We start from the raw sequence: 18,481 nt of genomic DNA on the forward strand, positions 1-18,481 counted from the left end.
CATGCAAGCCACCGCCACGCCGGGCACCGACACGACCCGCCGCTACGAACGCCGCCGCGACGAGGTCGAGACCTACTTCGACCGCACGGCGGTGCAGGCCTGGGAACGCCTGACCTCGGACGCGCCGGTCGGCCGCATCCGCGCCAGCGTGCGCGCCGGCCGCGACCAGATGCGCGCGACGCTGCTGTCCTGGCTGCCGGCCGACCTGCGCGGCAAGCGCGTGCTCGATGCCGGCTGCGGCACCGGCGCACTGGCGGTCGAGGCGGCCCGGCGCGGTGCCGAGGTCGTCGCGATCGACCTGTCGCCAACGCTGATCGAGCTGGCGCGTTCGCGCGCCCCGGCCATCGACGGCCCCGGCCACATCGACTTCCGCTCCGGCGACATGCTGGACGCGGCCCACGGCCGCTTCGATCACGTCGTCTGCATGGACTCGCTGATCCACTACGAGGCCCGCGACGCGCTGGCCGCGCTGGCCCGGCTGGCGCCGCGCTGCCGCGGCTCGGTGCTGTTCACCTACGCGCCAAGCTCGCCGGTGCTGGTCGCCTTCAAGGCCGTCGGCAAGCTGTTCCCGCGGGGCAACCGCTCACCGTCCATCGTGCCGGTGGCCGGTGCGGCGCTGCACCGCAGCCTGGCCGCCGATCCGGTGCTGGGCGAGCTGCCGGCCGGCCGCACGCGCCGCATCGCCAGCGGCTTCTACACGTCCCAGGCGCTGGAGCTGGTCCGCGCATGAACACGACCGGTGCGCCCACCCCCGCCGGGCTGAATGCCCGGCTGGCACGGCAATGGTCGCGCCTGTCGCCGCACATGCTGCCGTTCGCCGACGCGGTCAGCCCGAACCTGCCGCTGGCCCGGCTGCTGCGGCTGGCGCTGTTCCAGGTCAGCGTGGGCATGGCCGCCGCGCTGCTGGTGGGCACGCTCAACCGCGTGATGATCATCGAGCTGGGCGTGCCGGCCTGGCTGGTTGCGCTGATGGTCGCGCTGCCGCTGCTGGCCGCGCCGTTCCGCGCGCTGATCGGCCATCGCAGCGACACCCACCGCTCGCTGCTGGGCTGGCGCCGCGTGCCCTACCTGTGGATGGGCACGCTGCTGCAGTTCGGCGGGCTGGCGATCCTGCCCTTCAGCCTGCTGCTGCTGTCGCACGACGCCGGCGTGGCCGACGCCGCCCGCTGGACCGGCCTGGCCGCCGCGCTGCTGGCCTTCGTGATGGTCGGCGCGGGCATGCAGACGACCCAGACCGCCGGCCTTGCGCTGGCCACCGACCAGGCCACGCCGGAGACCCGGCCGCGCGTGGTCGCGCTGATGTACGTGATGCTGCTGCTGGGCATGGTCGGCGCCAGCGCGCTGTTCAGCGTCGTGCTGGCCGGCTACACGCCGACGCGGCTGGTCGGCGCGGTGCAGGGCGCGGCCAGCGCCACGCTGCTGCTCAACCTGATCGCGCTGTGGAAGCAGGAGCCGCGCGGCGCCTCGGTGCCACGCGCCGCGCCGGACGCCAAGGCCGACGCCCGCGAGCCCTTCCGCACGGTCTGGCGCCGTTATGCCGACCGGCCGCAGACGCTGCGTTTCCTGGTCACGCTGGCACTCGGCACGGCCGCCTTCAGCATGCAGGACATCGTGCTGGAGCCCTATGGCGCCGAGATCCTGCACCTGAGCGTGTCGGCCACCAGCCTGCTGACGGCCATGATGGCGCTGGGCTCGGTCTGCGCCTTCGCGCTGGCCACCCGCTGGCTGCCGCGTGGCACCGACCCGCACCGCCTGGCCGCCACCGGACTGCTGATCGGCATCGTCGCCTTCTCGGCCGTGGTGTTCGCCGCGCCGCTGGGCTCGGGCGCGCTGTTCCGCATCGGCAACGTGCTGATCGGCCTGGGCAGCGGCCTGTTCTCGGTCTGCACGCTGGTCATCGCGATGGGCATGGCCCGCGACGACGGCGCCGGCCTGGCGCTGGGCGCCTGGGGTGCCGTGCAGGCGACGGCCGGCGGCGTCGCGGTCGCCCTGGGCGGCACGCTGCGCGATGCCGTCCACCTGCTGGCCAGCCAGGGCTGGCTGGGCGAGGCGATGTCCGAGCCGCAGGTCGCCTACAGCGTCGTCTATCACACCGAGCTGGCGTTGCTGTTCGCCACGCTCATCGCCATCGGCCCCCTGGTGCGGCAGTCCGCGCACCAGTCCGATCCGTTGCCCCTCCCGCACCAGCGCCTCGGGCTGGCCGAGTTCCCGGGCTGATCCCAACAGACTCAACAAGTCGGAGACTTCCATGCAAACCGGTGCCATCACGGGCTACATCGACGTGGCGCAGCTCGCGCTCTACGCGTTCTGGATCTTCTTCGCGGGCCTGATCATCTACCTGCATCGCGAGAACAAGCGCGAGGGCTATCCGCTCGAATCGGATCGCTCGGGCTCGATCAAGGTCCAGGGCTTCCCCGCCGTACCCGACCCGGTCAGCTACCGGCTGGCCGACGGCCGCACGGTGCAGGCCCCCAGCGCCCGCCGCGACAACCAGCCGCCGCTGCACGACGGCGCCTGGCGCGGCATGCCGCTGACGCCGACCGGCAACCCGCTGCGCGCCGGCGTCGGTCCGGGCAGCTGGGCTGACCGCGCCGACGTGCCCGACACCCAGGTCGACGGCACGCCGCGCATCGTGCCGCTGCGGGTCGCCGCCGGCTTCGGCGTGGCCAGCCAGGACACCGATCCGCGTGGCCTGCCGGTGCTGGGTGCCGACGGTGTCGAAGGCGGTCGTGTCGTCGACCTGTGGGTTGACCGCGCCGAGATGCTGTTCCGCTACCTCGAGGTCGACGTGGCCGGCACCCGCGTGCTGCTGCCGATGAACTTCGCCCGCATCCAGACGCGCGCCGTGCGGGTCCAGTCGCTGCTGGGCCGCCAGCTGCGCGAGGTGCCCGCCACGCGCCACCCCGAGCAGGTCACGCTGCTGGAGGAGGAAAAGATCATGGCCTGCTACGGCGCCGGAACGCTCTACGCGACGCCGCAACGCCAGGAGCCGCTGCTGTGAAGGCGGTCGACCGGCTGGCGCCCGAGCACGAACACGAGTTCGAGGCCACGCCCGGCCTGCCCGAGCCGCTGCCGGCCGGCGAGACGGTGCTGTGGCAGGGTCGGCCGGCCACCTGGCCGCTGGCCCGGCGCGCGCTCTGGCTCGACCGCATCGCCGTGTACTTCGCCGCGCTGCTGGCCTGGCGCCTGGTCGCCGGCCAGCTCGACGGCGAGGACGCCACGACGACCGCGCTGGCGCTGGCCCGCATGCTGATGCCGATGTCGCTGGCCGGTGGCCTGCTGGCCGGCTTCGGCTGGCTGATGGCGCGCAGCACGCTCTACACGATCACCAGCCGGCGCGTGGTCATGCGCATCGGCGTCGTGCTGGGCATCACCTTCAACCTGCCGCTGGCCCGCATCGCCACCGCCCGCCTGAAGCCGCACCGCGACGGCAGTGGCGACCTCGCGCTGGTGCTGTCCGGCGGTGACCGCATCGCCTACCTGCACCTGTGGCCGCACGTGCGGCCCTGGCACCTGAAGTCGACCGAGCCGATGCTGCGCGGCCTGCCCGACGCCGAGCTGGCCGCCGAACGGCTGACGCAGGCCTGGCAGGCGGTGCAAGCCGGATCGGCGATGTCGGCGGTCGCGTCGACGGTGCGTGTGCCGTCCGGCGTGTCGACGGCACCGGACGTGGTGCATGACGGCCACGGTCTGCTGACCACCTGACGACGCACGTCCGTCAACCGCCACCACCAGGAACGCCGATGTCGACCGATGCCACGCCCTCGATGGGCCACGCCCCCCGGCTGCCGCTGGCCGCCATCGGCGTGCTGCTGCTGAGTGCCGTGCTCGGCACGGCCGCCGTGCGCTGGTCGGGCACCAGCCCGGTCCAGCAGGCCGATGCGGCCACGGTGCGCACGGTCAACCTGCGCTTCGAGGACCGCGACGACGGCGCGATCGTGATCCGCGACGCCGACAGCGGCGCCGTGCGCGGCACCGTCGCACCGGGCACGCAGGGCTTCCTGCGCAGCACGATGCGCGGCCTGGTGCGCGAGCGCCGTCGCCAGGGCCTCGGCCCGGCGACCCCCTTCCAGCTGCTCGGCCGGGCCGACGGACGGCTGACGCTGTTCGATCCGGGCACCGGCCGGCGCATCGACCTTGAATCCTTCGGACCGACCCACGCGGCCGTGTTCGCCCAGCTCATCACGCCCTGACCAGGGCCACGGGAGACGACGATGGAACAGGCACTTGATCTCAGCAGTCCCGAGGACGCCGCCGCACTGGCCAAGCGCAAGAGCCTGCTGACGCCGCGCTTCTACACGACCGACCATGCCGCGATGGACGCGCTCGACGTGTCCGTGCTGCGCCGCGAGTGGGACACGATGCTGGCCGAGTACGAGGGTGACAACAACCACGACCACTTCCAGCGCACGCCCGACTTCGCCGCCGAGGTCGCCACGCTGTCGGCCCGCTGGACACCGCAGCTGCGGCGCGATTTCCACGAGTTCCTGGTCAGCTCGCTGACCAGCGAGTACTCGGGCTGCGTGCTCTACAACGAGATCCAGAAGAACATCCAGAACCCCGACATCAAGACGCTGATGCGCTACATGACGCGCGACGAGTCGCGCCATGCGAGCTTCATCAACCAGTCGCTGAAGGACTTCGGGCTCGGCGTGGACCTGCTGGCGCTGAAGAAGACCAAGGCCTACACCTACTTCAAGCCCAAGTACATCTTCTACGCGACCTACCTGTCCGAGAAGATCGGCTACGCCCGCTACATCACGATCTACCGCCAGCTGGAGCGCCACCCCGAGCTGCGCTTCCATCCGATCTTCCGGTGGTTCGAACGCTGGTGCAACGACGAGTTCCGGCACGGCGAATCGTTCGCGCTGATCCTGCGTTCGCAGCCCCACCTGCTGCGTGGCGGCAACCTGCTGTGGATCCGCTTCTTCCTGCTGGCCGTCTACGCGACGATGTACGTGCGCGACCACACGCGGCCCTGGCTGTGCGAGGCGCTGGGCATGGACGCGACCGAATACGACCACCGCGTCTTCGAGATCACGACGACGATCTCGAAGCAGGTCTTCCCGATCAGCCTGGCCACCGAGGCGCCGGCCTTCCGCGCCGGCCTCGACCGGCTGCTGCACTGGTCGCTGAAGGCCGATGCGGCCAAGGCCCGCGGCGGGCTGATCGGCAAGCTGCAGCAGGGGCTGTGCGCGGTCGCTGCGGCCGCGACCTTCGTCAAGCTCTACCTCCACCCGGTCCATCGCCACGCGCTGCCGGCCGAGATCCGCGTCGCCCCGAGCTGGTGAGCCGGCGATGACGCTGTTCGCCGCTGCCCTCTACACCGTGCTGGTGTGGTGGCTCAGCACGGGCGTCATCCTCTACCTCAACGGCCTGCCGCGCGAACGGCATCCAGCGCTGATGGCGGTGGCCACGCTGCTGCTGGGGGTCGCGCTGGCCGGCATCGCCGCCAGTGCCGGCGACACCGGCGTGGCCGATGCCTACCTCGCCTTCAGCGCCACGATCGCCGTCTGGGGCTGGCAGGAGCTGGGTTTCCTGCTCGGCTACGTGACCGGCCCGCGCCGCATCGCCTGTCCGCCCGAGGCACGCGGCTGGCTGCGGCTGCGCCATGCCCTGGCCGCCATCCTGTACCACGAGCTGGCGCTGCTGCTGCTGGGCGCCTGCGTGCTGGCGCTGACCTGGCAGCAGCCCAACCCGGTCGCGCTGTGGACCTTCATGGTGCTGTGGGTCATGCGGACCTCCGCCAAGCTCAACGTCTACCTGGGCGTGCGCAACCTGTCGGAAAGCTTCCTGCCGGCCCACCTGCGCTACCTCCACAGCTACTTCCGCCAGCGCCCGGGCAACGCGCTGTTCGCCAGCAGCGTGATCGCCTCGACAGCCGCCGCCGTGGCGGTCTGGGACGTCGCCGTCTCGCCCGCCGCGACGCCCTACCAGGCCTGCGGCGCCGCCCTCGTCGCGACGCTGCTGAGCCTGGCCGTGCTCGAACACTGGTTCATGGTGCTGCCGCTGCCCAGCGAATGGCTGTGGCGCTGGGGCCTGCGTTCGCGCGAAGGCCGGACGCCGTCCGCCTGAACATGTCCGCCTGATCAGCTCGGGCGGCTCATTCCCCGCCCGACAAGCCGTGCTTGCGCATCTTGTCGAGCAGCGTGGTCTTGGCCATGCGCAGCGCCTTCGCGGTGCGGGTGACGTGGTGATCCTGGCGGCGCAGCTCGTCGGCGATCAGGCCACGTTCGAAGGCCTCGACCCGTTCGGCCAGTGACGCGCCCTCGGCCACCGATGCGCCGGAAACCCCGTCTGCCACGGCCATCCCGGCCGCCCCCACCGGCTCGTCCGCCAGCAGCGGCTCCTTGATCACGCCCAGCACGAGACACTCGGCCACGTTGCGCAGCTCGCGCACGTTGCCGGGCCAGTCGTGCGCCATCAGGCGGTGCAGCTGCGCGGTGGTCGGGCTGGGCTGCGGGCGGCCGTAGCGGCTGGCGGCCAGCAGCATGAAGTGTTCGAGCAGCAGGGGGATGTCCTCGCGCCGCTCGCGCAGCGGCGGCAGGTCGATCGTGACGACGTTCAGGCGGTAGTACAGGTCGGCGCGGAAGGTGCCCTCGCGGGCCCGCTGCATCAGGTCGTCCTTGGTCGCGGCGACCACGCGCACGTCGACCGGCTGGCCCTGGTTGGCGCCCAGGCGCTCGACCACGCGGTCCTGCAGCACGCGCAGCAGCTTGACCTGCACGGCCAGCGGCATGCTCTCCAGCTCGTCGAGGAACAGCGTGCCGCCGTTGGCGTGTTCGATCTTGCCGATGCGGCGCTTCTGCGCGCCGGTGAAGGCGCCGGCCTCGTGGCCGAACAGCTCGCTGTCGATCAGGTTGTCGGGCAGGCCGCCGCAGTTCAGCGCCACCTGCGGCGCGGCCTTGCGGCGCGAGTGCTCGTGCAGCGCACGCGCCACCACTTCCTTGCCGGTGCCGGTCTCGCCGCGGATCAGCACGTCGACCGGCGTGTCGGCCACCTCCAGCACCATCTGCCGCACCCGCATGATCTGCGGCGAGCGGCCGACCAGCTGGCCGGCCAGGCCCTCGCGCACGCCCAGCGCACGGCGCAGCGCGGCCACTTCCAGCGTCAGCCGGCGCTTGTCCAGCGCACGCTTGACGACCTCGACGAAGACCTCGGGCGAGAACGGCTTCGGGATGAAGTCGTAGGCGCCGCTGCGCATCGCCTCGACCGCCAGGCTGACGTCGCCGTGGCCTGTGATCATGATGACCGGCAGCTCGGCATCGAGCGCATGGCAGTCGCGCACCAGGCTCAGGCCGTCGGCACCGGGCAGGCGCATGTCGGTGACGACCACGCCGGCGAACTCGCCACCCAGTCGCGGCCGCGCCGCCTCGACGCTCGCGACCGCCTGCACCCGCAGGCCGGCCAGTTGCAGGGCCTGGACGCAACCCAGCTGCACATGCGGGTCGTCCTCGATCAGCAGGACGGTCAGCTCGGAACTCATGGGGCGGTGTCGTCGACGGGGTTGGAGGGAGCGGTGGAAGGTGAGGCAGCTGGTGAGGCAGCTGGTGAGGCAGAAGGTGATGCGGCAGACGCCAGCGGCAGGCGGATCACGAAGCAGGCCCCGCCGGCCTCTGGCAGCTGTGCATCGGCAGGGCTGTGCGCCTCGATCTCGCCCCCGCACTCTCGCACGATGTCGCGCGAGATGGCCAGCCCCAGGCCCAGGCCCGCGCCGGCCGGCTTGGTCGTGTAGAACGGCTCGAACAGGTGTTCGGCGGTCGTCGCATCGAAGCCCGGGCCGCTGTCGACGACCTGCAGCAGCAGTTCGGTGCCAACCGCTTCGGCCTCGATGCGCAGCCGGCGCTGATCGCGCGCGGTGTGTTCCTGCATCGCATCCACCGCATTGCCAACCAGGTTGACCAGCACCTGTTCAAGCCGGTTCGGGTCGCACCAGACCGCCGGCAGACCGGCCTCGGGCGTGCAGCGGTTGTCGAGCAGGACACCTTCCTTGCGCAGCCGCTGGTCGTAGAGGAACAGCGCATGGCGCACGGCCACCGACACGTCGGTGGCGGCCGGCTGGGCGGCCGACTTGCGGCCGAAGCTCTTGAGCGGATGGATGATCCCGCCCATCTGGTCGGCCAGTCGCGCGACGATGTCCAGGTTGCCGCCAACGGCGTCCAGATCCCCCCGGCGCAGGAACTCGCTGGCATTGCCCGACAGCGTGCGGATCGCGCCCAGCGGCTGTGTCAGCTCATGGGTGATGCCGGTGGCGAGCTGGCCCAGCACGGCCATCTTGGCGGCGTGCACCAGCTCGTCCTGCGCGGCCCGCAGCGTCTGCTCGGCCTGCTCGCGTTCGGCCACTTCCTTGCGCAGCCGCGTGTTGGTCTCGCTGAGCGCGCGGGTGCGTTTGGCGACCTTCTGCTCCAGCTCGGCATTGACCCGTTCGAGCATCTGCTTGGCCTCCAGCTTCTGACGCAGCAGCCGGCGGCGTTGCAGCAGGTAGAGCAGCAGCAGCTGAACGAAGGCCGCCGCGACGCCGCACAGCAGGCCGTAGCGCATGGCCTGCATGCGCACGCCGCGCAGGTCCGAGAAGATCAGCACGCGCCAGTCCATGCCGTCGAGCGTGCGGCCCAGCACCAGCATCTCGGCACTGCCGCGTGGCAGCACCGCATGGGCGGCCGGCAGCACGCCTTCGACCACCTGGCTTTCCTCGTCGACCGACAGCTGCACCGGCAGCGGGAAACGCTCGATGCGCAGGTCGTCATAGAGGCGGTTGATCTGCAGGTCGACCCTGCGCTCCAGCGGCAGTTCGGCCAGCGCCGTGTAGCGCCATTCGCGCTGCGACGACAGGATCACGACCTGGTTGGTGTCGGCCAGCAGCGCGGGCGCGCCCAGCATCTCCCAGATCTGCTCAATCGGTTCGAGGCTGATCTTGATGGCCGCGACGCCGACCACGCGGGCGCCGTCGCGGATCGGGTGCGAGACGAAATATCCCGGATCGCCACGCCGCGCGCCGATGGCGAAATGGCGCCCGACCCGGCCGGCCAGCGCTTCCAGGAAATAGGGTCGATAGGCCAAATCCGAGCCAACCAGGCTGTCGTCGTTGCGCTCGCCATTGCTGGACGCCAGCACGACGCCGCGCTCGTCCAGCACGAAGACCGCGAGGCTGCCCAGGTGCGCGTTCAGACGCCGCAGGTAGCCGCTGGCATCGGCCACGCGGCGTGGCTCGTCGGGCGCACGCAGCAGCGCCAGCACGTCGGCACTGAGCTGCACCGTGGCGGGCACGTGTTCAAGCCGGCGGATGCGGCCTTCGACCACGGCGGCGAACAGGTCGAGCCGGTGATTGGACTCCTGCCGCAGCGCCGCCATGCCCTGGCGTTCGCTGAGCGTGTAGCCGAGCCAGCAGCCCAGCACGATGGCCGCAACCGCCAGCAGCACCAGCAGCAGGCGCGCGAACGGCCGCCACCACGGCCGTGGCGGTCCGAAACTGGTCGAATCAAGGGGCATGCGCCATTCTCGCGACCCGGGCGGTGATCGCGGGCATCGCTCGGTGTTGAAGGATCAGTGTTGAAGGATCTTCGACAGGAAGTCCTTCGCCCGCGGCGAACGCGCGTCCGGGTTGCCGAAGAACTCGTCCTTGCGGCAGTCCTCGACGATCTTGCCGGCGTCCATGAAGATGACCCGGTGGCTGACCTTCTTGGCGAAGCCCATCTCGTGCGTGACGCACATCATCGTCATGCCCTCGTTGGCCAGCTGCACCATGACGTCGAGCACCTCGCCGACCATCTCGGGGTCGAGCGCGCTGGTCGGCTCGTCGAACAGCATCACGATCGGGTCCATGCTCAGCGCCCGGGCGATCGCCACGCGCTGCTGCTGGCCGCCCGAGAGCTGGCCGGGGAACTTGTCCTTGTGGGCGGAAAGGCCGACGCGATCGAGCATCTTCAGGCCCCGCGCCAGCGCGTCGTCCTTGCTGCGCCCGAGCACCTTGATCTGCGCCAGCGTCAGGTTCTCGGTCACCGACAGGTGCGGGAACAGCTCGAAGTGCTGGAACACCATGCCCACGCGCGAACGCAGCTTGGGCAGGTCGGTGGTCGGCGCGCTGATGCTGATGCCGTCGACGACGATGTCGCCCTTCTGGATCGGCTCCAGCGCGTTGACCGTCTTGATCAGCGTGGACTTGCCCGAGCCCGACGGCCCGCACACGACCACCACTTCGCCCTTCTGGATCTTCGTGGTGCAGTCGGTCAGGACCTGGAAGCTGCCATACCACTTGCTGACGTTCTGGATGTCGATCATGTCGTTCTCAACGGATGATTTGGATCTTGGCCTGCAGACGCTTGACCAACATGGAAAGGCTGAAGCAGATGACGAAGTAGACCCCGGCGGCGACCAGGTAGGTCTCGACCGGACGGTTGAAGTTCTTGCCCGCCACCTCGAAGCCCTTGAGCAGGTCGTAGGCGCCGATCGCGTAGACCAGCGAGGTGTCCTGGAACAGGATGATGGTCTGCGTCAGCAGCACCGGCAGCATGTTGCGGAAGGCCTGCGGCAGCACGATCAGCTGCATGGTCTGGCGGTAGGTCATGCCCACCGCGTAGCCCGCATGAACCTGCCCGCGCGACACGCTCTGGATGCCCGCACGCATGATCTCCGAGTAGTAGGCCGCCTCGAACAGCGTGAAGGTCACGATGGCCGACAGCTCCGCACCCATCGGCCGCCCGATCAGCAGCGGGATCAGCAGGAAGAACCACAGGATGACCATCACCAGCGGCACGCTGCGCATGGTGTTGACGTAGGCCGCCGCGGGCATCACCAGCCAGGGCTTGCCCGACAGGCGCATCAGCGCCAGCAGCGTGCCCAGCACGATGCCGCCGACCATCGCCACCAGCGTCAGCTGGATCGAGAACAGCAGGCCCTTGAGGACGAAGCTGCTGATGACGTCGGACGTGAAGAAGGAGAAGTCGAGGTTCACTTGCCACCTCCGCCGACCATGCCGGGCACGCGCACACGCTGCTCGATGAACTGCGCGATGCGGTTGATCGTGAAGGCGGAGACGAAGTACAGCGCCGTCACCGCGAGGTAGATCTCGATGCCGCGCGAGGTCTCTTCCTGCGCCTGCATCGCGAACATCGTCAGCTCGGCGATGCTGACCGCAAACGCCACCGACGAGTTCTTGATGATGTTCATGCTCTCGCTGGTCAGCGGCGGGATGACGATGCGGAACGCCATCGGCAGGATCACGTGGCGGTAGGTCTGGCCCAGCGTCAGGCCGAGCGCCAGACCGGCATAACGTTGTCCGCGCGGCAGCGTCTGGATGCCGGCCTTGACCTGTTCGGCGATGCGCGCCGAGGTGAAGAAGCCCAGCCCGACGACGACCAGCAGGAAGCTGGGAACGCCCTTGAGCACGGGGAAGATCTGCGGCAGCACGTGGTACCAGAGGAAGATCTGGACCAGCAGCGGGATGTTGCGGAACAGCTCCGTCCAGGCATTGCCGAAGAAGGCCCAGCCCTTGTGCGGGAGGGTGCGCAGGATGCCGATCAAGGACCCCACCACCAGCGCGACCACCAGCGCCAGCAGGGCGACCGACAGCGTCCAGCCCCAGGCGCTCAGCAGCCAGTCGAGGTAGGTGATGTCGCCATCACGGCCAAAGCAGCCGGCGATGACCTCGCCTTCGAGGGTGCTCTTGCAGAAGACTTGCCAATCCCAGTTGGACACTGGTGGCTCCTATGAAAATCGTTTCGGCGCCACCGGCACCGCATGACTCGGTCCAACCCAGCACATCCCGTGGATCCGGCTCTGCCGGTCCACCGGGATGGCCCCCTTGAGGGGGACGCGCGTGAGCGCGTCGGGGGTGGGTCACTTCTTCGCGTAGTCTTCCATCGGCTTGTCGTTCGGGTTCGCCCACGCGGCCTTGGTGGCCTCCGACATCGGCAGGCCGACCTTCGTGTTGGTCGGCGGGATCGGCTGCATGAACCACTTGTCGTAGAGCTTGGCCAGCTCGCCCGACTTGATCTGCGCCTTGATGCTGTCGTCGACGGCCTTCTTGAAGGCGGCGTCATCCTTGCGCAGCATGCAGGCGATCGGCTCGACCGACAGCACGTCGCCGACGATCTTGTAATCGGCCGGGTTCTTCGACTTGCTGATGTTGCCGGCCAGGATCTGGCCGTCCATCACGAAGGCATCGGCACGGCCCGATTCGAGCAGCAGGAAGCTGTCGGCGTGGTCCTTGCCGAAGACTTCCTTGAAGTCGACGCCGGCGGCGCGCTCGTGCTTGCGCAGCGTCTGCACCGAGGTCGTGCCGGTGGTGGTCGCCACCGACTTGCCGTTGAGCTGGTCGATGTTGGTGATGCCCGAGTTGGCCTTCACCGCGATGCGCACTTCCTCGACATAGGTCGTGACCGCGAAGGCCACGTCCTTCTGGCGCGTGGCGTTGTTGGTGGTCGAACCACATTCGAGGTCGACGGTGCCGTTCTGGACCAGCGGGATGCGGTTCTGCGAGGTCACCGGCTGGGTCTTCACCTCCAGCTTGGCGAGTCCCAGCTGCTTTTGCAGGTCGGCCGCGATGCGGTAGGCCATCTCGGTGTGGAAGCCGACGTACTTGCCGTCGCCCAGCGTGTAGGCGAGTGCGCCCGACGACTCGCGCACACCCAGCGTGATGCTGGCGCTGTCCTTGATCTTCTTGAGCGTGTCGGACTGGGCTTGCGCCGCGCCGACGGCCAGCAGGGCGGCGGTCAGGATCAGGGTCTTCTTCATGATGTCTCCAGTGTTCAGGTGGGTCGGGTCGATCGGGTGGTCCATCGGGATGGCCGGTGTTCGCTGAGCTTTCGAGCGGCTCAGTACTCCATGAAGACGCGTTGCAGCGTCTTGCTGTCGGCGCCCTTGGCGAGGGCGACCATGGTCAGGATGCGGGCCTTCTGCGGGTTCAGGTCGTGCGCCACCACCCAGTCGTACTGGTCATCGGGCTGCTCGGCATTGCGCAGCACGAAGCCGCCGCCGACGACACGCGCCGAACGCACGATCTGCAGGCCCTGGGCGCGCAGTTCACGCAGCGCCGGGACGACCTGGCCGGCGACCGAGCCGTTGCCGGTGCCGGCATGCACGATGGCCTTGGCGCCCTTGGCGGCGAAGGCGCGATAGGCCGTGTCGCTGGCATTGCCCGAGCCATAGGCGATGTCGACCTGCGGCAGTGCGGTGATCTGCTCGATGTCGAACTCGGAGTTCACCGTGTGGCGCTTGGCCGGCGCGCGGAACCAGTAGGTCTTGCCCTCGACGACCATGCCCAGCGGGCCCCACGGGCTCTTGAAGGCCTCGGTCTTGATGTTGATGGTCTTGGTGACGTCGCGACCGGTGTGGATCTCGTCGTTCATCACGACCAGCACGCCCTTGCCGCGGCTGGACTTGTCGGCCGCGGTGGTGACCGCGTTCAGCAGGTTCAGCGTGCCGTCGGCCGACAGCGCGGTGCTCGGCCGCATCGAGCCGACCACGACGATCGGCTTGTCGGTGCGCACGGTGAGGTTCAGGAAGTAGGCCGTCTCCTCCAGCGTGTCGGTGCCGTGCGTGATGACGATGCCGTCGACATCGGGCTGCTTGACCAGCGCGGCCACACGCTTGCCCAGCGTCAGCAGGTGCTCGTTGGTGAAGCTCTCGGAGGCGATCTGGAAGACCTGCTCACCGCGCACCTGGGCGACCGCCGACAGCTCGGGCACGCCGGCGATCAGCTTGTCGACCGGCACCTTGGCGGCCTGGTAGGTGGCGCTGTTGGCGGCGCTGGCGCCGGCACCGGCGATGGTGCCGCCGGTGGCCAGCAGGACGACCTGCGGCTTGGCGGTCTGGGCCTGCACGGTGGCGGCCAGGGCCAGCGCGGCCAGACCGGTCGAGAGCTTGACGAGGAAGGACTTCACGGAAGACATCGGAGAGAAAACAGACACGGGAACTCCATCAGACAGATTGCCGCGAGCGGCAGGACAGCGGTGGGACGGGACATCAGGCACGGTGGCCTGGCCGGCGCGTCTAGTCGCGCGGCCGGTCGTTGGGGGATCGGTAGAGCGCGAGCAGCGCCTCGCTGGGCGGCCACGTCAGGTTCAGGCCATTCGGCGGGATCGGGCGCTGGAACCAGCGCTGGTAGATCTTCAGCGCCTCGCCCGACTGCATCAGGCGCGCAAGCCCGTCGTCGACGACGCGCTTGAAGGCAACATCGCCGCGCCGCATCGCGCAGGCGTAGACCTCGGTCGACATCGGCTGGCCGACGACCTCCCAGTCGTCCGGCCGCAGCGCGCGGGCCCGCACGCCGTGCAGCAGCGCGTCGTCCATCATGTAGGCGTCGGCCTCGCCGGTCTCCAGGCGCCGGAACGAGGCGTCGTGGTCCTTGGTGGCCTCGATCGTCAGGGCCATGCCGCGCCGTTCGGCATAGGTGCGCAGCAGGCGCTCGGAGGTCGTGCCGGCGGTCAGCACGACACGCTTGCCGACCAGGTCGGGGAAGTCGCGCACGCGGCTGCCGCGCGGGACCATCAGCCGGGTGCCGATCACGAAGATCGAGTTCGAGAACGCCACCTCGCGTTCGCGGGCGACGTTGTGGGTGGTCGAGCCGCACTCCAGGTCGACGGTGCCGTTCTGCAGCAGGGGGATGCGGTTCTGCGCCGTCACCGGCACCAGCTTGATCGTCAGCGCCGGCAGCTTCAGCTCGGCCTTGATGCTGTCGAGCAAGCGCAGCATCAGCTCATGCGAATAGCCCACCACCTGGCGCCGCGCGTCGTAGTACGAGAACGGCACCGAAGCCTCGCGGTGACCCAGGCTGATCGTGCCGGTCTGGGCGATGCGGTCGAGCGTGCGGTCGGCGTCGGATGCGGCCCGGGACACGATCGGCAGGCACGCCAGCGCGCCGGCCAGCAGGGCGGACGCGGCACGGCGCAACAGGGATCGGGGAGTCGGGCGACACATGTCCGAAGACATTGCACGGCCCGTGCCAGCGGGAATCTGTCCACGTTTCATCGCCAAGTCCTTGATTCGTCTGGAGGGGTCGATGCGGCCCGCGTCCATCCCGGTCGGGAACCCGACCACGGCGACCGCACGGAGCGTTGCGGGCATCCGGATTTCCGACCACGCACGCGTCACGAGTCGCGGCCAGAATCGACCATCTTCAACCGGCCGCCAGCGCCTTCCCCCGGAATCGACATGACGAGCCCCTACTCCGCCCCCGCCCCGCTGTCCTGGGGCCACGGCCCGAAGACGCTGGAAGCCTTCCTGGAGCCGACCTGCCCGTTCTCGGGACGGGCCTTCGGCAAGTTCGACGAGTTGCTGGCGCGTGCCGGGGAAGACCGGCTGACGCTGCACATCCGGCTGCAGTCACAGCCCTGGCACCTGTTCTCGCCGGTGGTGACCCGTGCGGTGGTGGCGGCCTCGACGCTGCCGGGCGGCAAGGCCGATGCGAAGGCCGTGCTGGCCGCCGTCTACGCCCACCGCGACGAGTTCGACCATGTCGACCATGCCAGCGGTCCGAACCTGGACCTGTCGCTGCGCCAGGTCATCGCCCGCATCGAGGGCCACAGCGGCCTGGCGCTGGCCGCCGCGTTCGAGCAGCCGGGCCTGGACCGCGAGCTCAAGCGCCATGCGCGGTACGCGCGCCAGAACGGCATCCACGTCACGCCGACCTTCATGGTCGACGGCCTGGTCGCCAACGACTTCAGCAGCGGCGACAGCGTCGACGCCTGGCTCGACAAGCTGGGGCTGGCATGAGCGGCGCCGACAAGCCCACCCGCGTGCCCGGCTCGCCGCTGGTGATCCAGGCCGACCTCGGCACGCCGGCCACGCCCGGTCAGGCCGGCTCGACCCGCTGCGAAGGCGCTGCGCTGCGCCACACGCTGACCTCGGCCGGCGCGGTGCCGCACTTCGCCGGTCGCGTGCTGACGGGCGACTTCATCGTGACGGCGCGGGTCGCGTCGATCGAGGGTGACGGGAACGTGATGCTCGGCTGGACCGCCCGAGAAGGCCTGCTGGCCGATGCGGCCGGGTTCATTGCCGGTTTCGCCGCCCTGGAGCTGACCGCGCTGGACAGCATCCAGCTGATCCGGCAGGGCGACACCTGGACGGTCTCCTGCGCCGCGCACGGCCAGTCGCTGCAGACCCGGTCGGTCACGGATCTCGCGCTGCCCGACACCCTGCACGTCGGCCTGTTCGTGGCCGGTGGCCGCGCCACCTTCGACAACGTGCGCATCGTGCGCCCGCTGCCGCGCCTGCCCGGCCTCTATCTGCAGCGGCCGATCTGCAGCCGGCTGGAACTGCTGGACGTCGACAGCGGCGTGCGCACCGTCATCCACGAGGACACGCAGCTGTTCGAGGCCCCGAACTGGAGCCGCGACGGCCGCTTCCTGGTGATCAACCAGAACGGCCGGCTGCAGCGTGTCGACCTGGTCGACCGGCTGCTGTCGACCATCGACACCGGCGACGAGGTGCGCAACAACAACGACCACGTGCTGTCGTTCGACGGCCGCCAGATCGCCATCAGCAGCCAGGATCCGGGCGACGGCGAGTCGCGCATCCACGTGCTGCCGATCGACGGCGGCCGGCCGCGCCGCGTCACGCGCCAGGGGCCGTCCTACCTGCACGGCTGGTCGCCGGACGGCGCGCACCTGGTCTACACCGCGCTGCGGCCGGGCAACGATGCCTACGACATCTACCGCATCGACCTGGACGGCCGCAACGAGCTGCGCCTGACCCACACGCCCCGCCTCGACGACGGCCCGGAGTACGCGCCCGACGGTGCCTCGATCTGGTTCTGCTCGGCCCGCGACGGCCACATGCAGGTCTGGCAGATGGGCCCGCTGGGCGAGGATCCGCGCCAGCGCACCGACGACGGCCACGACGACTGGTTCCCGCATGTCAGCCCCGACGGCAGCCGGGTGATCTTTGTGAGCTACCTGCCCGGCGAGGTCGATCCGCAGGAACATCCCGGCGGCCGCCACGTGGCGCTGCGCATGATCCCTGCCGCTGGCGACGGCCCGGTCGAACCGACCGTGTTGGCGCACCTGCACGGCGGCCAGGGCAGCCTGAACGTGCACTCGTGGTCGCCGGACGGCCGCCGCGTCGCCTTCGTCAGCCACACGCTGCCGCTGGACTGAAGAACCCGCGAACGACCCGCAAGGAGACCCGCCGATGTCGCTGATCCGTCAACTCAAGGCCCGCGCTGCGGCTGGTCGTCCGGTCCGGGTGGCCGTGATCGGTGCCGGCAAGTTCGGCTCGATGTACCTGTCGCAGGCGCCGCGCACGCCCGGCATCCACCTGGTCGCCGTGGCCGACCTGTCGCCCGACCGCGCCCGCGCCGCGCTGGCCCGGGTCGGCTGGGAGGCCGCGCGCTACGCCGCCCGCACGCTGGCCGAGGCGGCCCGCGACGGCAGTGCCTGCATCACCGACGACGCGGCGGCGGTGATCGCCAGCGAGCACGTCGACATCGTCATCGACGCGACCGGCAGCCCGGCCGCCGGCATCCGCCACGCGCTGCTGTGCTGCGAGCACCGCAAGCACATCGTGATGGTCAACGTCGAGGCCGACGTGCTGGCCGGCCCGCTGCTGGCACGGCGTGCGGCCGAGGCCGGCATCCTGTACTCGATGGCCTCGGGCGACCAGCCCGCGCTGATCGCCGAGCTGGTCGACTGGGCCCGCACCATCGGCCTGGACGTGGTCTGTGCCGGCAAGGGCACCAAGTACCTGCCGGTCTACCACCAGAGCACGCCCGACACGGTCTGGGGCCACTACGGCTTCAGCGAGGCCCAGGTGGCCGGCGGCGACTTCAACGCGCAGATGTTCAACAGCTTCCTGGACGGCACCAAGTCCGCGCTGGAGATGGCCGCCGTGGCCAACGGCTGCGAGCTCGATCCGCCCGCCGACGGCCTGGCCTTCCCGCCCTGCGGCGTCGATGACCTGCCGCACATCCTGCGGCCGCTGGCCGACGGCGGCACGCTCGCGCGCAAGGGCATGGTCGAGGTGGTGTCGTCGATCGAGCGCGACGGCCGGCCCGTCTTCCGTGACCTGCGCTGGGGCGTCTACGCGGTCTTCGAGGCCTCCAGCGACTACGTGCGCGACTGCTTCGCCCAGTACGGCCTGAAGACCGACGCCAGCGGGCGCTACGCCGCGATGTACAAGCCCTATCACCTGATCGGGCTGGAGCTGGGCATCTCGGTGGCCAGCATCGCCGTGCGCCACGAGGCCACCGGCGCGACCGGCGAATGGCGCGGCGACGTCGCCGCCACGGCCAAGCGCGCGCTCAAGGCCGGCGAGAAGCTCGACGGCGAGGGCGGCTACACCGTCTACGGCCGCCTGATGCCCACGGCCGACTCGCTGCGCCGCCGAGCCCTGCCGATCGGCCTGGCCCACAACATGGTCCTGCTGCGCGACATCGCCGCCGGCGAGGTGGTCAGCTGGGACGACGTGCGCCACGACGCCACGCTGCAGGCCGTGCAAGTGCGGCGCGAACAGGAAGCGCTATTCGGCCGCGAACTGGGGCTCTGAG

18 protein-coding genes are annotated in these 18,481 nt (G+C 70.1%); 10 read left to right on the forward strand and 8 right to left on the reverse strand.

What is annotated here, in order from left to right:
* Position 1 precedes the first annotated feature (1 nt).
* From bchM to puhE, 7 genes are read left to right on the forward strand one after another with little or no spacing between them, the layout of a single operon-like run.
* A complete protein-coding gene (bchM, locus tag ACWA7K_RS12465) occupies positions 2-730 on the forward strand; it encodes a magnesium protoporphyrin IX methyltransferase (RefSeq protein WP_456161728.1) in 729 nt (242 codons plus the stop codon).
* Positions 727-2,217 (forward strand): BCD family MFS transporter, encoded by a 1,491-nt coding sequence (locus ACWA7K_RS12470; RefSeq protein WP_456161729.1) that lies wholly within the window; start codon positions 727-729, stop codon positions 2,215-2,217. Before bchM ends, ACWA7K_RS12470 begins: the two co-directional genes overlap by 4 nt.
* A 31-nt stretch (positions 2,218-2,248) precedes the next feature.
* Complete coding sequence (gene puhA / locus ACWA7K_RS12475) at positions 2,249-3,001, forward strand: photosynthetic reaction center subunit H (protein ID WP_456161730.1); 753 nt, start codon at positions 2,249-2,251, stop codon at positions 2,999-3,001.
* Complete coding sequence (gene puhB / locus ACWA7K_RS12480; RefSeq protein ID WP_456161731.1) at positions 2,998-3,705, forward strand: photosynthetic complex putative assembly protein PuhB; 708 nt, start codon at positions 2,998-3,000, stop codon at positions 3,703-3,705. Before puhA ends, puhB begins: the two co-directional genes overlap by 4 nt.
* Before the next feature lie 38 nt (positions 3,706-3,743).
* Positions 3,744-4,193, forward strand: coding sequence for a photosynthetic complex assembly protein PuhC (gene puhC, locus ACWA7K_RS12485; protein WP_456161732.1), 450 nt, complete (start codon positions 3,744-3,746; stop codon positions 4,191-4,193).
* Positions 4,194-4,214: 21 nt separating this feature from the next.
* Positions 4,215-5,291: a magnesium-protoporphyrin IX monomethyl ester (oxidative) cyclase gene (gene acsF, locus ACWA7K_RS12490; protein WP_456161733.1), complete on the forward strand. Its 1,077-nt coding sequence runs from the start codon at positions 4,215-4,217 to the stop codon at positions 5,289-5,291.
* 7 nt (positions 5,292-5,298) lie between these two features.
* On the forward strand, positions 5,299-6,075 hold the full coding sequence (puhE, locus tag ACWA7K_RS12495; protein ID WP_456161734.1) for a putative photosynthetic complex assembly protein PuhE: 777 nt from the start codon (positions 5,299-5,301) through the stop codon (positions 6,073-6,075).
* A gap of 28 nt (positions 6,076-6,103) precedes the next feature.
* Here the strand turns inward: puhE and ACWA7K_RS12500 are convergent, their stop codons facing one another.
* The 8 genes from ACWA7K_RS12500 to ACWA7K_RS12535 all read right to left on the reverse strand — a co-directional run bounded on the left by ACWA7K_RS12500 (position 6,104) and on the right by ACWA7K_RS12535 (position 14,916).
* Positions 6,104-7,486, reverse strand: coding sequence for a sigma-54-dependent transcriptional regulator (locus ACWA7K_RS12500; RefSeq protein ID WP_456161735.1), 1,383 nt, complete (start codon positions 7,484-7,486; stop codon positions 6,104-6,106).
* Positions 7,483-9,489, reverse strand: coding sequence for an ATP-binding protein (locus ACWA7K_RS12505; protein ID WP_456161736.1), 2,007 nt, complete (start codon positions 9,487-9,489; stop codon positions 7,483-7,485). The genes ACWA7K_RS12500 and ACWA7K_RS12505 overlap by 4 nt, the downstream gene beginning before the upstream one ends.
* A gap of 54 nt (positions 9,490-9,543) precedes the next feature.
* Positions 9,544-10,278: an amino acid ABC transporter ATP-binding protein gene (locus ACWA7K_RS12510; RefSeq protein ID WP_456161737.1), complete on the reverse strand. Its 735-nt coding sequence runs from the start codon at positions 10,276-10,278 to the stop codon at positions 9,544-9,546.
* A 7-nt stretch (positions 10,279-10,285) separates the two neighbouring features.
* A complete protein-coding gene (locus ACWA7K_RS12515; protein WP_456161738.1) occupies positions 10,286-10,951 on the reverse strand; it encodes an amino acid ABC transporter permease in 666 nt (221 codons plus the stop codon).
* Positions 10,948-11,694, reverse strand: coding sequence for an amino acid ABC transporter permease (locus tag ACWA7K_RS12520; RefSeq protein ID WP_456161739.1), 747 nt, complete (start codon positions 11,692-11,694; stop codon positions 10,948-10,950). The genes ACWA7K_RS12515 and ACWA7K_RS12520 overlap by 4 nt, the downstream gene beginning before the upstream one ends.
* Positions 11,695-11,835: 141 nt before the next feature.
* Positions 11,836-12,732, reverse strand: coding sequence for a transporter substrate-binding domain-containing protein (locus ACWA7K_RS12525; protein ID WP_456161740.1), 897 nt, complete (start codon positions 12,730-12,732; stop codon positions 11,836-11,838).
* Positions 12,733-12,812: 80 nt separating this feature from the next.
* On the reverse strand, positions 12,813-13,889 hold the full coding sequence (locus ACWA7K_RS12530; protein ID WP_456161741.1) for an asparaginase: 1,077 nt from the start codon (positions 13,887-13,889) through the stop codon (positions 12,813-12,815).
* Between the two features lie 100 nt (positions 13,890-13,989).
* On the reverse strand, positions 13,990-14,916 hold the full coding sequence (locus tag ACWA7K_RS12535) for a transporter substrate-binding domain-containing protein (RefSeq protein ID WP_456161742.1): 927 nt from the start codon (positions 14,914-14,916) through the stop codon (positions 13,990-13,992).
* Positions 14,917-15,150: 234 nt separating this feature from the next.
* Between ACWA7K_RS12535 and ACWA7K_RS12540 the strand changes: the two genes are divergently transcribed.
* Genes ACWA7K_RS12540 through ACWA7K_RS12550 form a run of 3 tightly spaced genes read left to right on the forward strand, consistent with a single transcriptional unit; the run spans position 15,151 to position 18,480 of the window.
* Positions 15,151-15,711 (forward strand): DsbA family protein, encoded by a 561-nt coding sequence (locus ACWA7K_RS12540; protein WP_456161743.1) that lies wholly within the window; start codon positions 15,151-15,153, stop codon positions 15,709-15,711.
* Complete coding sequence (locus ACWA7K_RS12545; RefSeq protein ID WP_456161744.1) at positions 15,708-17,093, forward strand: TolB family protein; 1,386 nt, start codon at positions 15,708-15,710, stop codon at positions 17,091-17,093. Before ACWA7K_RS12540 ends, ACWA7K_RS12545 begins: the two co-directional genes overlap by 4 nt.
* A gap of 34 nt (positions 17,094-17,127) precedes the next feature.
* A complete protein-coding gene (locus tag ACWA7K_RS12550; protein WP_456161745.1) occupies positions 17,128-18,480 on the forward strand; it encodes an NAD(P)H-dependent oxidoreductase in 1,353 nt (450 codons plus the stop codon).
* The last annotated feature ends 1 nt before the right edge of the window (position 18,481 follow it).

The organism is Leptothrix mechoopdaensis (SeqCode), assembly GCF_053893855.1.

What these genes read in the sequence shown, in the direction of transcription:
- ACWA7K_RS12530 (WP_456161741.1), bottom strand. Translation starts at nt 13,889, where the DNA reads ATGTCTTCCGTGAAGTCCTTCCTCGTCAAGCTCTCGACCGGTCTGGCC.
- acsF (WP_456161733.1), top strand. Translation starts at nt 4,215, where the DNA reads ATGGAACAGGCACTTGATCTCAGCAGTCCCGAGGACGCCGCCGCACTG.
- bchM (WP_456161728.1), top strand. Translation starts at nt 2, where the DNA reads ATGCAAGCCACCGCCACGCCGGGCACCGACACGACCCGCCGCTACGAA.
- puhC (WP_456161732.1), top strand. Translation starts at nt 3,744, where the DNA reads ATGTCGACCGATGCCACGCCCTCGATGGGCCACGCCCCCCGGCTGCCG.
- ACWA7K_RS12550 (WP_456161745.1), top strand. Translation starts at nt 17,128, where the DNA reads ATGTCGCTGATCCGTCAACTCAAGGCCCGCGCTGCGGCTGGTCGTCCG.
- ACWA7K_RS12470 (WP_456161729.1), top strand. Translation starts at nt 727, where the DNA reads ATGAACACGACCGGTGCGCCCACCCCCGCCGGGCTGAATGCCCGGCTG.
- ACWA7K_RS12540 (WP_456161743.1), top strand. Translation starts at nt 15,151, where the DNA reads ATGACGAGCCCCTACTCCGCCCCCGCCCCGCTGTCCTGGGGCCACGGC.
- ACWA7K_RS12525 (WP_456161740.1), bottom strand. Translation starts at nt 12,732, where the DNA reads ATGAAGAAGACCCTGATCCTGACCGCCGCCCTGCTGGCCGTCGGCGCG.
- ACWA7K_RS12510 (WP_456161737.1), bottom strand. Translation starts at nt 10,278, where the DNA reads ATGATCGACATCCAGAACGTCAGCAAGTGGTATGGCAGCTTCCAGGTC.
- puhA (WP_456161730.1), top strand. Translation starts at nt 2,249, where the DNA reads ATGCAAACCGGTGCCATCACGGGCTACATCGACGTGGCGCAGCTCGCG.
- ACWA7K_RS12505 (WP_456161736.1), bottom strand. Translation starts at nt 9,489, where the DNA reads ATGCCCCTTGATTCGACCAGTTTCGGACCGCCACGGCCGTGGTGGCGG.
- puhE (WP_456161734.1), top strand. Translation starts at nt 5,299, where the DNA reads ATGACGCTGTTCGCCGCTGCCCTCTACACCGTGCTGGTGTGGTGGCTC.
- ACWA7K_RS12545 (WP_456161744.1), top strand. Translation starts at nt 15,708, where the DNA reads ATGAGCGGCGCCGACAAGCCCACCCGCGTGCCCGGCTCGCCGCTGGTG.
- ACWA7K_RS12535 (WP_456161742.1), bottom strand. Translation starts at nt 14,916, where the DNA reads ATGTGTCGCCCGACTCCCCGATCCCTGTTGCGCCGTGCCGCGTCCGCC.
- ACWA7K_RS12500 (WP_456161735.1), bottom strand. Translation starts at nt 7,486, where the DNA reads ATGAGTTCCGAGCTGACCGTCCTGCTGATCGAGGACGACCCGCATGTG.